Origin of the sequence: Roseburia intestinalis L1-82 (assembly GCF_900537995.1) — a bacterium.
GTDB lineage: Bacteria > Bacillota > Clostridia > Lachnospirales > Lachnospiraceae > Roseburia > Roseburia intestinalis.
Map to the genome: position 1 here is coordinate 3,925,594 of NZ_LR027880.1, position 16,907 is coordinate 3,942,500.

At 44.8% G+C, this 16,907-nt stretch carries 7 protein-coding genes, 6 tRNA genes and 1 rRNA gene (1 of these 14 running past the window's edge); 1 reads left to right on the forward strand and 13 read right to left on the reverse strand.

Annotated elements, in window-relative coordinates; all coding sequences use genetic code 11:
• Positions 1–75 precede the first annotated feature (75 nt).
• On the forward strand, positions 76–558 hold the full coding sequence (locus RIL182_RS18445) for a helix-turn-helix domain-containing protein (RefSeq protein ID WP_006859045.1): 483 nt from the start codon (positions 76–78) through the stop codon (positions 556–558).
• A gap of 150 nt (positions 559–708) precedes the next feature.
• On the opposite strand, the gene tuf is transcribed toward RIL182_RS18445, so the two are convergent.
• The 13 genes from tuf to RIL182_RS18510 all read right to left on the reverse strand — a co-directional run.
• Positions 709–1,896 carry an elongation factor Tu gene (gene tuf, locus RIL182_RS18450; protein ID WP_006859046.1) on the reverse strand — a complete coding sequence of 396 codons (1,188 nt, stop codon included), beginning with the start codon at positions 1,894–1,896 and terminating at the stop codon, positions 709–711.
• Positions 1,897–2,101: 205 nt separating this feature from the next.
• On the reverse strand, positions 2,102–4,219 hold the full coding sequence (fusA, locus tag RIL182_RS18455; RefSeq protein ID WP_055195251.1) for an elongation factor G: 2,118 nt from the start codon (positions 4,217–4,219) through the stop codon (positions 2,102–2,104).
• Positions 4,220–4,336: 117 nt separating this feature from the next.
• Positions 4,337–4,807 (reverse strand): 30S ribosomal protein S7, encoded by a 471-nt coding sequence (rpsG, locus tag RIL182_RS18460; protein WP_207635613.1) that lies wholly within the window; start codon positions 4,805–4,807, stop codon positions 4,337–4,339.
• 339 nt (positions 4,808–5,146) lie between these two features.
• The gene (rpsL, locus tag RIL182_RS18465) at positions 5,147–5,566 is read right to left on the reverse strand and encodes a 30S ribosomal protein S12 (RefSeq protein WP_006859047.1); all 420 of its coding nucleotides are present in this window, start codon (positions 5,564–5,566) and stop codon (positions 5,147–5,149) included.
• A gap of 277 nt (positions 5,567–5,843) precedes the next feature.
• Entirely contained in the window at positions 5,844–9,515 is a 3,672-nt protein-coding gene (rpoC, locus tag RIL182_RS18470) for a DNA-directed RNA polymerase subunit beta' (RefSeq protein ID WP_006859048.1), read from the reverse strand.
• Between the two features lie 19 nt (positions 9,516–9,534).
• Positions 9,535–13,431: a DNA-directed RNA polymerase subunit beta gene (gene rpoB / locus RIL182_RS18475; RefSeq protein ID WP_006859049.1), complete on the reverse strand. Its 3,897-nt coding sequence runs from the start codon at positions 13,429–13,431 to the stop codon at positions 9,535–9,537.
• A 203-nt stretch (positions 13,432–13,634) separates the two neighbouring features.
• Positions 13,635–13,708, reverse strand: a tRNA-Arg gene (locus tag RIL182_RS18480).
• 34 nt (positions 13,709–13,742) lie between these two features.
• Positions 13,743–13,826: transfer RNA gene (locus tag RIL182_RS18485), tRNA-Leu, on the reverse strand.
• 22 nt (positions 13,827–13,848) lie between these two features.
• Positions 13,849–13,921, reverse strand: a tRNA-Val gene (locus tag RIL182_RS18490).
• A gap of 43 nt (positions 13,922–13,964) precedes the next feature.
• A tRNA-Asp gene (locus RIL182_RS18495) sits at positions 13,965–14,038 on the reverse strand.
• An 8-nt stretch (positions 14,039–14,046) separates the two neighbouring features.
• A tRNA-Glu gene (locus RIL182_RS18500) sits at positions 14,047–14,118 on the reverse strand.
• 26 nt (positions 14,119–14,144) lie between these two features.
• Positions 14,145–14,217, reverse strand: a tRNA-Asn gene (locus RIL182_RS18505).
• Between the two features lie 102 nt (positions 14,218–14,319).
• A 23S ribosomal RNA gene (locus RIL182_RS18510) occupies positions 14,320–16,907 on the reverse strand; it runs 304 nt beyond the window's last position.

Here is a 16,907-nt window from a genome sequence, read left to right on the forward strand (position 1 = left end):
TCGTAAATGTGATATGATAACAATTGGATTTATGTTTTTCGTAATTACTTTGTCTATGAAAATAGGAGGTTACTTATGGGCGATGGAAAGAAATTAAAAGAGTACCTTGATGAAAAAGGTACAAATGTACGCAGAATTGCAAAAGAAACCGGCATTAGTGCCACCACGTTATACACGATTATTCAAAAAGATTCCAATATCCGCTTTGACTTTGCACTTCGTCTTGCCAATGCTTTAGATATTGATGTGAATGAGATATGCTCTGCAAGTCCTTTCTCTGGAGCTATTACCGAAGAAGAAATATATCCCACTCTCCCAGATGGATTGAATGGAGCCTTGGATGCAAGCAGAGTCAAAACCTACTTGAAAAACTCTCTCTATCCACTTATGTACCTATTCGGTAAAAATAGTATGCCGGATGTGGATAATCTTCTGACTTCTTTTTATCAGTTGGATGATGAAGCTAGGAAAGAAGTGGTTGAAACGATACAATTCAAACTACAATATCACAGAGATCCCGAACGGGCAGAACAGGTAAAACAGATTAAGGGATGGTAAGAAAAAAGCTCTGTTGAATAGCAAAATTCAACGGAGTTTTTCTTTTTGGCACCGTTTTGGCACCGCTCACACCCATCTTCATTATTATCGCATGTAAAAAGGGTTCCGGAGAAATCTCCGAAACCCTTGAATTTACTGAATAATATTTAATTACTCGATAACTGTAGCAACACGTCCAGATCCTACTGTACGTCCACCCTCACGGATAGCGAATGTAAGACCCTGCTCCATAGCTACTGGGTGAATTAACTCGATAGTCATCTCGATGTTATCACCAGGCATGCACATCTCTGTACCAGCTGGTAAGTTACATACACCAGTTACGTCTGTTGTTCTGAAGTAGAACTGTGGACGGTAGTTGTTGAAGAATGGAGTATGACGACCACCCTCATCTTTTGTTAATACGTAAACCTGAGCTGTAAATTTACGATGGCATGTAACTGTACCTGGTTTAGCAAGAACCTGACCACGAACAATCTGATCACGGTTGATACCACGAAGTAATGCACCGATGTTATCACCAGCCTGAGCCTCGTCTAACTGTTTACGGAACATCTCGATACCAGTTACAACTGTTGTCTGAACGTCCTCTTTAACACCAAGGATCTCAAGGTTATCATTTAAGTGTAATGTACCTCTCTCAACACGTCCGGTAGCAACTGTACCACGACCTGTGATTGTGAATACGTCCTCAACTGGCATTAAGAATGGTTTATCTGTATCACGCTGTGGATCTGGGATGTACTCATCAACAGTATCCATTAACTCCATGATCTTGTCGCCCCACTCGCCGTTTGGATCTTCAAGAGCTTTTAAAGCAGAACCTTTGATGATCGGGCATCCTTCGAAGCCGTACTCTTCAAGCTGCTCTGTAACTTCCATCTCTACTAACTCGATTAACTCCGGATCGTCTACCATATCGCATTTGTTTAAGAAAACAACGATGTAAGGTACACCTACCTGACGGGATAATAAGATGTGCTCTTTTGTCTGAGCCATAACACCGTCAGTAGCAGCTACAACGAGGATAGCACCATCCATCTGAGCAGCACCAGTGATCATGTTCTTAACGTAATCGGCATGACCTGGGCAGTCAACGTGTGCGTAATGTCTCTTCTCTGTCTCATACTCGATATGAGCAGTAGAAATTGTGATACCACGCTCTCTCTCTTCTGGAGCTTTATCGATGTTATCGAAATCTGTAGCTGTGTTACCAGCAACTCTTGCAGCTAATACTTTAGAAATAGCAGCTGTTAAAGTTGTTTTACCATGGTCAACGTGTCCAATGGTACCAATATTACAATGTGGTTTTGTTCTTTCAAACTTAGCTTTTGCCATTTTTGAATATCCTCCTTAAAATGATGCCCTATGGGCTATAGTTGTTATTTTCAATAACTCGGCTAACTCTGATTATATAAAATAATCAATCGTTTTTCAAGCTATTTCTTACCGGATTTCCTATATTTTATAGGAAATCCGGATGTTTTAGTCTTATTTTGACTTATCTGCTAAAACTTTTTCCACAGGAAAAAAAGATGGTCTATTATTTAGATTTGTCTGCTAATACCTTTTCCTGTACATTCTTTGGTACTGGCTCATATTTCTCGAAGAACATAGAGTAGTTACCACGTCCCTGTGTCTTAGAACGTAAGTCTGTAGAATATCCGAACATCTCAGCAAGCGGAACATAAGCTTTTACAAGCTTACCGCCACCGATATCATCCATTCCCTCGATACGTCCACGACGGGAGTTGATATCACCGATAACATCACCCATGTATTCCTCTGGCATAGTTACTTCAACCTTCATGATCGGCTCAAGTAATACCGGACTTGCCTTCTGCATAGCTTCCTTGAAAGCCATAGATCCGGCAATGTGGAATGCCATCTCGGATGAATCGACTTCATGGTAAGATCCGTCGTATACGTTAGCATGTACACCAAGTACCGGGAATCCTCCAAGAATACCAGCCTGAGCTGCTTCTTCGATACCTTCACCTACTGCCGGGATGTATTCCTTCGGAATAGCACCACCAACTACGCTAGACTCGAACTTGAATGTCTCTTCGCCGTTCGGATCCATCGGCTCGAATTTAACTTTACAGTGTCCGTACTGTCCACGTCCACCAGACTGTTTTGCATATTTGTACTCAACATCTACAGGTTTTGTAAATGTCTCTTTGTAAGCAACCTGAGGTGCACCAACGTTTGCCTCTACCTTAAATTCACGAAGGAGACGGTCAACGATGATCTCCAGATGAAGCTCACCCATACCAGCGATGATTGTCTGACCTGTTTCCTGATCAGTATGCGCACGGAATGTAGGATCCTCTTCTGCAAGTTTTGCAAGAGCCTCACCCATCTTACCCTGTCCAGCCTTTGTTTTCGGCTCAATAGCAAGCTCGATAACCGGCTCTGGGAATTCCATAGACTCTAAGATTACAGGATGCTGCTCATCACAGATGGTATCACCTGTTGTGGTGAACTTAAATCCAACTGCTGCTGCGATATCACCAGAGTAAACTCTGTCGAGCTCCTGTCTCTTATTCGCATGCATCTGAAGGATACGTCCAACACGCTCTTTTTTATCTTTTGTTGCATTGAGAACGTAAGAACCTGCTGCCATGCTACCGGAGTATACACGGAAGAATGCAAGTTTACCTACGAATGGATCAGCCATGATCTTGAATGCTAAAGCTGAGAACGGCTCATCATCAGATGAATGTCTCTCTACTTCGTTTCCATCCAGATCTACACCCTTGATTGAAGGGATGTCTGTTGGAGCCGGCATGTACTCGATAATTGCATCAAGAAGCTTCTGTACACCCTTGTTTCTGTAAGCAGAACCACAGCAAACAGGTACAGCTGTACATTCACAGGTAGCTTTTCTCAATACTTTTTTCATTTCCTCTACGGATGGTTCTTCACCCTCAAGGTACATCATCATTAAGTCATCATCTAACTCGCAGATTTTCTCGATTAACTCAGAACGGTAAAGCTCTGCATCATCTTTCATATCACCTAAATCATCGGTAACAGTGATATTATCACCCTTATCGTCGTTGTAGATGTATGCTTTCATCTCGAATAAATCAATGACACCTTTGAAATCATCCTCTTTACCAATCGGTAACTGAAGAACGATTGCATTTTTTCCTAATCTTGTACGGATCTGATCAACAGCACCGTAGAAGTTTGCACCTAAGATATCCATCTTATTGATGAATGCCATACGCGGTACATTGTAGGTATCAGCCTGACGCCATACGTTCTCGGACTGAGGCTCAACACCACCCTTTGCACAGAAGACGCCGACAGCGCCGTCAAGTACACGGAGTGAACGCTCTACCTCTACTGTAAAGTCAACGTGACCAGGGGTATCAATGATATTGATACGATGCTCTAAAGCACCTGCCTTTGGTTTTGTGAACTCTTCCAATGTCCAGTGACATGTTGTAGCGGCTGATGTAATCGTGATACCTCTTTCCTGCTCCTGCTCCATCCAGTCCATGGTAGCAGTACCTTCATGAGTATCACCAATCTTATAGTTAACACCGGTATAGTAAAGAATACGCTCTGTTAATGTTGTTTTACCAGCATCAATGTGAGCCATAATACCAATGTTTCTGGTTCTCTCTAATGGATATTCTCTTCCAGCCAAGGTATTTCCTCCTTAATTTACTAACGATATGCTATCGCCGCGAAAGCAAAAGCTCACGCAGCGATCAAAAATTCCATATTTAAAAGCAACAGCTTCGCGGAAACATTTTGGATTCTATTAGAATCTGTAGTGCGCGAAAGCCTTGTTTGCCTCTGCCATTTTGTGCATATCTTCTTTTTTCTTAACAGATGCACCAGTATTGTTTGCTGCATCCATAATCTCGTTCGCAAGTCTTTCTTCCATCGTCTTCTCTCCTCTGTTACGAGAGTAAGTGGTCAGCCAGCGAAGTGCTAACGCCTGACGACGATCCGGTCTTACTTCGATCGGTACCTGATATGTTGCACCACCGATACGTCTTGCCTTTACTTCAAGAACAGGCATAACGTTATTCATTGCTGCTTCAAATACCTCAAGAGCTGGTTTCTCTGTTTTCTCCTCAACTCTTGTGAAAGCTCCGTATACAATTTTCTGAGCAACACCTTTCTTACCATCTAACATGATGTTGTTGATAAGTTTGGTAACCACTTTGTTGTTGTATAACGGATCTGCTAATACGTCTCTTTTCTGAGTATGTCCTTTACGTGGCACGGTTCTTCCCTCCTTAATCATAATTTACTATACAGAAAAAACTTCTGCATTTACTGAGTGCGGCAGCGCCGCCATTTACAGCCTCATAACCTGACAGCATACCGCTATCCGGCAGGCTGTTTCAGTGAACTTCATTTCGATTAATTCAACGGTACTCACAATGTGTAAAATATCGGTCAAAGACCACCTATTTCGCCATAATGTTCGTGCGGAAATCTATCGTTTGTGATAATAATCCCAACACCAACCTATAGTCCATCCGGCAGAAGATGCCGGATACAACAAATGTGATACTATGGTTCGCTAAATTATCAAGCAACTTCGGTCCAATACCTAAAATTACTTAGAAGCCTTTGGTCTCTTAGCGCCGTATTTGGAACGAGCCTGCTTTCTGTTAGCGACTCCTGCCGTATCAAGTGTACCACGGATGATGTGATATCTTGTACCTGGTAAGTCCTTAACACGACCACCACGGATCAGAACAACGCTGTGCTCCTGTAAGTTGTGTCCCTCACCTGGGATGTAGCTTGTTACCTCGATTCCGTTGGAAAGACGAACTCTGGCGATCTTTCTAAGAGCTGAGTTAGGTTTTTTAGGAGTTGCTGTCTTAACAGCGGTACATACACCTCTCTTCTGCGGAGAAGAAGTATTTGTAGGTCTCTTCTGCAGGGAGTTGTAACCCTTCTGAAGTGCAGGTGCAGTAGACTTCTTAACAGATGTCTGACGTCCTTTTCTTACTAACTGGTTAAATGTTGGCATTATTTTCACCTCCTGTTATATTAAATATGCATCCCTAAATATGCATGCTAAATTATTATATAAGTGCAATTCCTGTATGTCAAGCCTTTTTTCTATTTTCAGACTTTCTTCTATAATAATCTGTTTTTTTTGCACCCTTATCTATTTTTTCCAGTTTCTTGTGAATTATACATATTTTTTCCAGCTGCCAGAAAAAAGAATCCTATGAATCAAAAAAAGAACCGTGCACCACTGACTTTTATCAGCTGGTGCGACAGTTCTTCTCATAAATATTATTTTATTCTTCCTCTACCGGAGCTTCTTCGATTTCATTTTCTTCGTCCCTCGGAATCTCTTCCTCATAATCGTCGAAGTCATCAAAATCATCAAACATCAGCTCGTCATCCTCATTGATATCAGAATCCAGTTTAATGTTGCGGTATCTCTTCATACCTGTTCCTGCAGGAATCAGTTTACCGATGATAACATTCTCTTTCATACCGATCAATGGATCGACTTTACCTTTGATTGCAGCTTCCGTAAGAACTTTTGTTGTCTCCTGGAAGGATGCTGCTGATAAGAAGGAGTTCGTTGCAAGGGAAGCCTTGGTAATACCAAGTAATACCTGTTTGCCCTCTGCCGGCTCTTTTCCTTCTTCTACCAGTTTCTCATTGGTATCTTCGAAATCAAGTGCATCTACCAATACACCCGGAAGCATCTCTGAATCACCGTTTGTCTCAACGCGTACTTTCTGTAACATCTGACGCACAATAACCTCGATATGCTTATCGTTGATTTCTACACCCTGCAGACGGTATACACGCTGTACCTCGCGGAGCATGTAATCCTGAACTGCACGGACACCTTTGATCTTTAAGATATCGTGTGGATTTACAGAACCTTCTGTCAGCTCATCACCGGCTTCAAGTACTGCGCCATCCATAACCTTAATTCTGGAACCATAAGGGATCAGATATGCCTTTGATTCTCCGGTCTCATTATTGGTAACGATGATCTCACGTTTCTTCTTGGTATCCTTAATCGTTGCTACGCCGCCAAACTCTGTGATGATAGCAAGACCCTTAGGCTTTCTTGCCTCAAAAATCTCCTCGACACGAGGAAGACCCTGTGTAATATCGTTTCCGGCAACACCACCGGTATGGAACGTACGCATGGTAAGCTGTGTACCAGGCTCACCGATAGACTGTGCTGCGATAATACCGATTGCCTCACCAACCTGTACAGCCTGGCCGGTAGCCATGTTTGCACCGTAACATTTTGCACAGACACCCATATGGGAGCGGCAGGATAATACGGTACGGATCTTAACTTTCTTAAGCGGCTCGCCATTCTCATCAACACCCTGGCTCATAACTGCAGCTGCACGCTTCGGTGTGATCATATGGTTTGCTTTTACAATGACATTTCCATCTTTGTCACAGATCGTATTGCAGGAGAAACGTCCTGTGATACGCTCCTGAAGACTCTCGATCTCTTCTTTTCCATCCATGAATGCAGTTACCCACATTCCCGGAATCTCTCTGCCTGTACCCTCACAGCAGTCAGACTCACGAACGATCATGTGCTGTGAAACATCAACAAGACGTCTGGTCAGGTAACCGGAGTCAGCCGTACGAAGTGCGGTATCGGAAAGACCTTTACGGGCACCATGTGCGGACATGAAGTATTCGAGTACGTCAAGACCTTCACGGAAGTTTGACTTGATCGGCAGCTCGATCGTACGACCGGTTGTATCTGCCATAAGTCCACGCATACCGGCAAGCTGTTTGATCTGTTTATCGGAACCACGGGCTCCGGAGTCAGCCATCATGAAGATGTTGTTGTATTTATCAAGTCCGGAAAGAAGTGCATGTGTCAGTTCCTCATCGGTCTCTTTCCAGGTTTCAACAACCTCTTTGTAACGCTCTTCCTCAGTGATAAGACCACGTTTATACTGTTTCATGATACGGTCAACAGTATCCTGTGCATCTTTGATCATCTGCGGTTTCTGAGGCGGTACGGTCATATCGGAAATGGATACGGTCATAGCTGCTCTTGTGGAATATTTGTAACCCATAGCTTTTACGGCATCAAGAACTTCTGCTGTCTTTGTTGCACCATGGATATTGATTACTTTTTCCAGAATCTGTTTATTCTGTTTCTTTGCAACGAGGAAATCTACTTCCAGTTTTAATTCATTGCCCGGAATGCTTCTGTCTACAAATCCAAGATCCTGTGGAATGATCTCATTAAAAATGAAGCGTCCCAGTGTAGATTCTACATTTCCGGTAAGTGTTGTTCCATCCGGCATGGTCTTTGTCATGCGGACGGTGATTCTTGAGTGAAGTGTTACTACACCATTCTCGTATGCAAGAATTGCTTCGTTTACACTCTTGAAGAATTTACCTTCTCCTTTTGCTCCCGGTCTCTCCTGTGTCAGATAGTAGATACCAAGTACCATATCCTGTGAAGGAACGGCAACAAGACCACCATCAGACGGTTTTAACAGGTTATTCGGTGAAAGTAACATAAAACGGCACTCTGCCTGTGCTTCTACAGAAAGTGGAAGATGCACAGCCATCTGGTCACCATCGAAGTCGGCGTTGAACGCGGTACATACCAATGGATGTAACTTAATTGCCTTACCTTCTACGAGGATCGGCTCGAATGCCTGAATACCAAGACGATGCAGTGTAGGAGCACGGTTTAACATAACCGGATGCTCTTTGATAACGTCTTCGAGAACATCCCAAACCTCTGTCTGGAGTCTCTCAACCATCTTTTTCGCACTCTTGATATTGTGTGCAGTTCCGTTTGCAACAAGCTCTTTCATTACGAACGGTTTGAACAGCTCAATTGCCATCTCTTTTGGCAGACCGCACTGATAAATCTTTAACTTCGGCTCTACACAGATAACGGAACGTCCGGAGTAGTCAACACGTTTTCCAAGTAAGTTCTGACGGAAACGTCCGGATTTACCTTTTAACATATCTGAGAGAGATTTTAATGCACGGTTACCAGGACCTGTAACAGGACGGCCACGACGACCATTATCGATCAGGGCATCAACAGCTTCCTGAAGCATACGTTTCTCGTTGCGGACGATAATATCCGGTGCTCCTAACTCTAAGAGTCTTCTTAAACGATTGTTACGGTTGATGATACGTCTGTATAAATCATTCAGATCGGATGTTGCAAAACGTCCACCATCCAGCTGAACCATAGGACGTAAATCTGGCGGGATAACCGGGATCACTGTCATGATCATCCACTCCGGTTTGTTGCCGGACTCACGGAAAGCCTCTACAACTTCCAGTCTCTTGATGATTCTTGCACGTTTCTGGCCGGTTGCATCCTCAAGCTCTGCCTTTAATTCTGCGGAATCTTTCTCCAGATCGATTGCCTGTAATAATTCCTGAATAGCCTCAGCACCCATTCCAACACGGAAAGAACTGCCGTACTGCTCTCTTGCTTCCTGGTATTCGCTCTCGGAAAGTACCTGTTTGTACTGCAATGCGGTGTTGCCCGCATCCAGTACGATATAAGAAGCAAAGTAAAGAACTTTTTCAAGAGTTCTTGGGGATAAGTCAAGGATTAATCCCATACGTGACGGAATACCCTTAAAGTACCAGATATGGGATACCGGAGCAGCAAGCTCAATGTGTCCCATACGCTCTCTACGAACGCTTGCTTTTGTAATCTCAACGCCGCATCGGTCGCAGACAACGCCTTTGTAACGGATTTTCTTATATTTACCACAATGACATTCCCAGTCTTTGCTCGGTCCAAATATCTTTTCACAGAACAGACCATCTTTTTCCGGTTTTAAAGTTCTATAGTTAATGGTCTCCGGTTTCTTTACCTCGCCTCTGGACCATTCCCGGATCTTTTCCGGAGACGCCAATCCAATTTTAATGGCATCAAATGAGATAGACTGACCTGTGGTTTCTTTACTCATTGTTTCTGGCATTATGACACTCCCTTTCTATTTATTCTTCGTCAAGAGTATTTTCTTCTGCATCGTCGAAAAAGTCGGAATCATCCTCATCTTCCTCCGGTTCCTCATCCACATCTACGAGTTCTTCATTTTCCGCATTGAACTCTTTCTGTGAGAATCCCATCTTTGCAAAGGAATCACTGTCCTCAAATGCAAAATCCTTATCTCCGGAAATAATGGAATTCAAATCTGTATTGCCGTATTCGCTTGTCTCCATCAGCTCTACTTCGTTTCTGTCCTCATCTAAGACTTTGACATCCAGACCAAGTGACTGAAGCTCTTTTAACAGAACCTTGAAAGACTCTGGGATACCCGGTTCAGGGATATTATCACCCTTAATAATTGCTTCGTAAGTCTTAACACGTCCGACAACATCATCGGATTTTACTGTTAAGATCTCCTGTAAGGTATAGGATGCACCGTATGCTTCCAGTGCCCAAACCTCCATCTCTCCGAAACGCTGTCCACCGAACTGTGCTTTACCACCTAACGGCTGCTGCGTTACTAAGGAGTAAGGACCAGTAGAACGTGCATGGATCTTATCATCTACCAGATGGTGGAGTTTCAGATAATGCATGTGTCCAATGGTAACCGGTGAATCAAACGGCTCTCCGGTACGTCCGTCACGAAGCTGAACCTTTCCGTCGCGGGAGATCGGAACGCCTTTCCACAGTGCACGGTGTGCACGGTTGTCAGAAAGATACTTCATAACGTCTTCTCTTAATATATCTTTATATTTTTCTTCAAAGTTCTCTGTTTTGCCTTCTTTTTCTGCTTCTGCAGCATCAAACGGCATATTTACATAGTCATTTGCAAGCTCAAGTGTATCCTGGATATCAATCTCTTTCGCGCCATCGAATACCGGTGTCTCGATGTTAAATCCAAGTGCTTTTGCAGCAAGACTTAAGTGAATCTCAAGGACCTGACCAATGTTCATACGGGACGGCACACCAAGAGGATTTAATACGATATCAAGCGGACGTCCGTTTGGCAGGAATGGCATATCCTCAACAGGAAGTACACGGGAAACGACACCCTTGTTACCATGACGACCAGCCATCTTATCACCGACAGAGATCTTCCTCTTCTGTGCAATATAAATGCGGACTGCCTGATTTACACCAGGAGATAACTCATCACCGTTTTCTCTTGTAAATACCTTTGCATCAACTACGATACCATATTCACCATGTGGTACCTTTAAGGAAGTATCACGTACTTCTCTTGCCTTCTCACCGAAAATCGCACGAAGCAGTCTCTCCTCAGCAGTCAGTTCTGTCTCTCCCTTCGGAGTAACTTTTCCGACTAAGATATCACCGGCACGAACCTCTGCACCGATACGGATGATACCTCTCTCATCAAGATCTTTTAACGCATCATCACCGACACCAGGAACATCTCTTGTGATCTCTTCCGGTCCGAGTTTTGTATCACGTGCTTCTGCTTCGTATTCCTCGATATGGATAGATGTATAAACATCATCCTGTACCAGTCTCTCACTTAACAGAACGGCATCCTCGTAGTTGTAACCTTCCCAGGTCATGAATCCGATCAACGGGTTCTTTCCAAGTGCTAACTCTCCGTTTGAAGTAGACGGACCATCTGCGATCACTTCTCCGGCTTCCACACGGTCACCTTTGAATACAATCGGTCTCTGGTTGTAACAGTTGGACTGGTTACTTCTTGAGAACTTCGTCAGTTTATATACATCTCTGGTTCCTTCATCACTCTTAATGATGATCTGGTTTGATTCAGAGCTTTCTACGATACCAGATTTCTTTGCGATCACACATACACCGGAGTCAACGGCTGCCTTTGTCTCCATACCTGTTCCGACTACCGGAGCATCTGTGGTAAGAAGCGGCACTGCCTGACGCTGCATGTTAGATCCCATCAGTGCACGGTTTGCATCATCGTTCTGTAAGAACGGGATAAGTGCTGTTGCGACAGAGAATACCATCTTAGGAGATACGTCCATGTAATCAAACATGGTCTTCTCATACTCCTGTGTCTCCTCTCTGTAACGACCGGATACGGAATTACGTACAAAATGTCCTTCTGCATCCAGAGCCTCATTCGCCTGCGCTACGTGATAGTTATCCTCTTCATCTGCTGTCATATAAACTACTTCATCTGTGACACGCGGATTCTTAGGATCTGATTTATCAATTTTACGGTACGGTGCCTCTACGAAACCATACTCGTTGATTCTTGCATAACTTGCCAGTGAGTTGATAAGACCGATGTTTGGTCCCTCAGGTGTCTCGATCGGGCACATTCTTCCGTAGTGGGAATAGTGAACATCTCGTACCTCGAATCCGGCACGGTCTCTGGAAAGACCACCCGGTCCTAATGCGGAGAGACGTCTCTTATGTGTCAGCTCACCTAACGGGTTGTTCTGATCCATGAACTGTGACAGCTGGGAAGATCCGAAGAACTCTTTTACCGCTGCCGTTACCGGTTTGATGTTAATCAGACTCTGTGGAGAAATACCATCTAAATCTAAAGTAGTCATTCTCTCACGTACCACTCTCTCTAATCTTGAAAGACCGATACGATACTGGTTCTGTAATAACTCACCAACTGCACGGATACGTCTGTTTCCAAGATGATCGATATCATCATCATTACCAATGCCATACTCTAAGTGCATATTGTAGTTGATGGATGCAAAAATATCATCTTTAGTAATATGTTTCGGAATCAGGTCATGCACATTCTTTTTGATAGCTTCTTTTAAGTCATCAATATCGGTATGCTCTTCCATTAACTGGGCAAGTACCGGATAATATACTAACTCAGTAATACCAAGATCTTTTGGATTGCAGTCTACATATGCTCTTAAATCAACCATCATAGATGAAAGGACTTTGACATTTCTTGTCTCTGTCTGGATCCATACATATGGAACGGCTGCATTCTGGATATCATCCGCAAGACTTCTTGTTACCTCCGTACCTGCTTCTGCAATGATCTCACCTGTTGCAAGATTTACAACATCCTCTGCGAGAACATGTCCGTTGATACGGTTCTTTAACATAAGTTTCTTATTAAATTTGTAACGGCCTACTTTTGCAAGGTCATATCTTCTCGGATCAAAGAACATAGCAGAAATAAGGCTCTCCGCACTTTCAACAGTAAGCGGCTCGCCTGGTCTGATTTTCTTATATAACTCAAGAAGACCTTCTTCATAATTCGTTGCAACGTCTTTTCCAAAACTTGCAAGGATCTTCGGTTCCTCGCCGAACAGATCGACGATTTCCTGATTGGTACCGATACCAAGTGCACGGATCAATACTGTAATCGGCACTTTTCTCGTTCTATCAACTCGAACATAGAATACGTCATTGGAGTCTGTCTCATACTCTAACCATGCACCACGGTTTGGAATCACGGTACAGGAATACAGCTTTTTACCCACTTTATCGTGAGCAATGCCGTAATAGATACCCGGAGAACGTACCAACTGGCTGACAATAACACGCTCGGCTCCGTTGATCACGAAAGTACCTGTCTCGGTCATCAAAGGAAGATCACCCATGAAAATCTCATGTTCATTAATCTCATCTGTTTCTTTGTTGTGAAGTCTTACCTTTACCTTTAAAGGTGCTGCGTAAGTTGCATCTCTCTCTTTGCACTCCGGAATTGTATATTTTACATCTGATTCACATAATGTAAAATCAACAAATTCCAGACTCAAGTGACCGCTGTAATCTGCGATCGGGGAGATATCGTCGAAAACTTCTTTTAAGCCTTCTTTTAAAAACCACTGATAGGAGTCTTTCTGGACCTCTATCAGATTCGGCATTTCCAATACCTCTTTCTGTCTTGAGTAACTCATACGCATGCCTTTACCGGCTTTGACTGGTCGTATTCTGTTTTTCTCCATTTGACGTTTCACCTCTCGTTTTTATTAACATAAGGGCAGAACCCGTTGTTTATAACGTTACCGGACTCCTGCGAATAAGCGCACTAAGTCCACTGCACCACAATAGTGCAACGTATATGATAGCACAAGAGAGGAGCATACGTCAAGAACTTTTTTTAATTATCTAAAAAAAGAGACATGATATTATCATGTCTCTTTGCATACGTGCGCGAGAAGATTCGAACTCCCGACACCTTGGTCCGTAGCCAAGTGCTCTATCCAGCTGAGCTACGCACACATATTCAATTCATTGTATCTGAAACCAGATACAATGCCGGCGACCGGAATCGAACCGGTACTGTATTTCTACAACAGGATTTTAAGTCCTGCGCGTCTGCCAGTTCCGCCACGCCGGCATAATGAGATAAACTCATCAAATGGGACCTATAGGGCTCGAACCTATGACCCTCTGCTTGTAAGGCAGATGCTCTCCCAGCTGAGCTAAGATCCCACGCAATTACTTGTAGTGAGTGTTATACTTTCTTCACTACGAACGACCCAAGCGGGACTCGAACCCGCGACCTCCGCCGTGACAGGGCGGCGCTCTAACCAACTGAGCCATTAGGCCGAATTAAATGACTCCGACGGGAATCGAACCCGTGTTACCGCCGTGAAAGGGCGATGTCTTAACCGCTTGACCACGGAGCCTTATCTTTATTCTTTCATAAAAAAAACTCCCCGAGTAGGACTCGAACCTACGACAGCGCGGTTAACAGCCGCGTGCTCTACCAACTGAGCTATCGAGGAATAATCTAAAGGTATTTCTGATACCTTCAAAACTTCATACAGAACTCCGTCAACCAACTGTGAAGTTGCAAAGCAACTTCCAATGCGAACATCGTTCGCTATTTGGTCAAGCCCTCGATCGATTAGTAACAGTCAGCTCCACACGTTACCGTGCTTCCACCTCTGCCCTATCTACCTTGTACTCTTCAAGGGATCTTACTTCCTTATGGAAGGGATATCTCATCTTGAGGGGGCTTCACGCTTAGATGCCTTCAGCGTTTATCCCTTCCGGACTTGGCTACTCTGCCATGCCGTTGGTCGACAGCAGATACACCAGTGGTCCGTCCATCCCGGTCCTCTCGTACTAAGGACAGCTCCTCTCAAATATCCTCCGCCCGCGCCGGATAGGGACCGAACTGTCTCACGACGTTCTGAACCCAGCTCGCGTACCGCTTTAATGGGCGAACAGCCCAACCCTTGGGACCTGCTACAGCCCCAGGATGCGATGAGCCGACATCGAGGTGCCAAACCACTCCGTCGATGTGAACTCTTGGGAGTGATAAGCCTGTTATCCCCAGGGTAGCTTTTATCCGTTGAGCGATGGCAATCCCACTTTATGCCACCGGATCACTAAGTCCTACTTTCGTACCTGCTCCACCCGTCGGTGTCGCAGTCAAGCTCCCTTCTGCCTTTGCACTCTTAAAATGGTTTCCGACCATTCTGAGGGAACCTTTGAGCGCCTCCGATACCCTTTCGGAGGCGACCGCCCCAGTCAAACTCCCCGCCTGGCATTGTCCCACCGCTGGATCACAGCGGCTGGTTAGAAACCCAATACTGCAGGGGTGGTATCCCAACAGTGACTCCATTGAAACTGGCGTTCCAATTTCTCAGTCTCCCACCTATCCTGTACATGCAGTACCGAATCCCAGTACCAAACTGGAGTAAAGCTCCATGGGGTCTTTCCGTCCTGGCGCGGGTAACCAGCATCTTCACTGGTACTTCAATTTCACCGGATGCATTGTCGAGACAGTGCTCAAATCATTACGCCTTTCGTGCGGGTCGGAACTTACCCGACAAGGAATTTCGCTACCTTAGGACCGTTATAGTTACGGCCGCCGTTTACTGGGGCTTAAATTCAAAGCTTCATCTTGCGACTAACCTCTCCTCTTAACCTTCCAGCACCGGGCAGGCGTCAGCCCATATACTTCACCTTACGGTTTCGCATAGACCTGTGTTTTTGCTAAACAGTTGCTTGAGCCTATTCTCTGCGGCCCACCCTGAAGTGGGCACCCCTTCTCCCGAAGTTACGGGGTCATTTTGCCGAGTTCCTTAACAATGCTTCTTCCGTCGGCCTTAGGATTCTCTCCTCATCCACCTGTGTCGGTTTACGGTACGGGCACATATAAAACAATAGCGGCTTTTCTCGGCACATGGCTCACATACTTCGCTACTTTTATTTCGCTCCACATCACGTCTTTGGCTTGCCAGGCGGATTTGCCAGCCTGACACCTCTTCCGTTTGTACCGGTATTTCCATTCCCGGCTTATGCTTTCCACATGCGTCCCCACAGTTCTGTTTATATGTGGTACAGGAATCTAAACCTGTTGTCCATCGGATACGTCTTTCGACCTCTCCTTAGGCCCCGACTTACCCAGAGCAGATCAGCTTTACTCTGGAAACCTTAGATATTCGGCCGGAAGGATTCCCACCTTCCTCTCGCTACTCATTCCGGCATTCTCTCTTCTTATCCCTCCACTGCTCCTTCCGGTACAGCTTCGTCGGTTTTAAGAATGCTCCTCTACCAATCACTATGTGATTCCTAAGCTTCGGTGTCGTGTTTCAGCCCCGGACATTTTCGGCGCAGGACCTCTCGACCAGTGAGCTGTTACGCACTCTTTGAATGTATGGCTGCTTCTGAGCCAACATCCTGGTTGTCTTTGAAATCCCACATCCTTTTCCACTTAACACGCACTTTGGGACCTTAGCTGTAGGTCTGGGCTCTTTCCCTTTTGACCACCCAACTTATCTCGTGCAGTCTGACTCCCATTCATCATCTACATGGCATTCGGAGTTTGATATTCTTTGGTAAGCTTTGACGCCCCCGCGGAAATTCAGTGCTCTACCTCCATAAGACTAAAATGAGGCTAGCCCTAAAGCTATTTCGAGGAGAACCAGCTATCTCCGGGTTCGATTGGAATTTCTCCCCTACCCACACCTCATCGCCACCCTTTTCAACGGATGTGCGTTCGGTCCTCCATTGCCTTTTACGGCAACTTCAACCTGGACATGGGTAGATCACCCGGTTTCGGGTCTACGCGTGCTGACTGAACGCCCTGTTCAGACTCGATTTCTCTTCGGCTCCACACCTTAAGTGCTTAACCTTGCCGGCACGCGTAACTCGCCGGACCGTTCTACAAAAAGTACGCGGTTCATCATATAAAGATGTTCCACAGCTTGTAAACACAGGGTTTCAGGTTCTCTTTCACTCCCCTCCCGGGGTCCTTTTCACCTTTCCTTCACAGTACTATGCGCTATCGGTCACTAAGGAGTATTTAGGCTTACGGGGTGGTCCCCGCTCATTCCATCAAGGTTTCTCGTGTCTCGATGTACTCTGGATTCCGCCATGTCGTCTTTCCTTTCGCTTACGGGGCTTTCACCCTCTCTGGCAGGCTTTCCCAAAACCTTTCTGCTAGGATCAACGAATCAATTAT

Bases quoted from the DNA above. Each gene is read 5' to 3' on its own strand.
- rpsL (WP_006859047.1), bottom strand. From the start codon at position 5,566: ATGCCAACATTTAACCAGTTAGTAAGAAAAGGACGTCAGACATCTGTT.
- RIL182_RS18445 (WP_006859045.1), top strand. From the start codon at position 76: ATGGGCGATGGAAAGAAATTAAAAGAGTACCTTGATGAAAAAGGTACA.
- tuf (WP_006859046.1), bottom strand. From the start codon at position 1,896: ATGGCAAAAGCTAAGTTTGAAAGAACAAAACCACATTGTAATATTGGT.
- rpoC (WP_006859048.1), bottom strand. From the start codon at position 9,515: ATGCCAGAAACAATGAGTAAAGAAACCACAGGTCAGTCTATCTCATTT.
- rpoB (WP_006859049.1), bottom strand. From the start codon at position 13,431: ATGGAGAAAAACAGAATACGACCAGTCAAAGCCGGTAAAGGCATGCGT.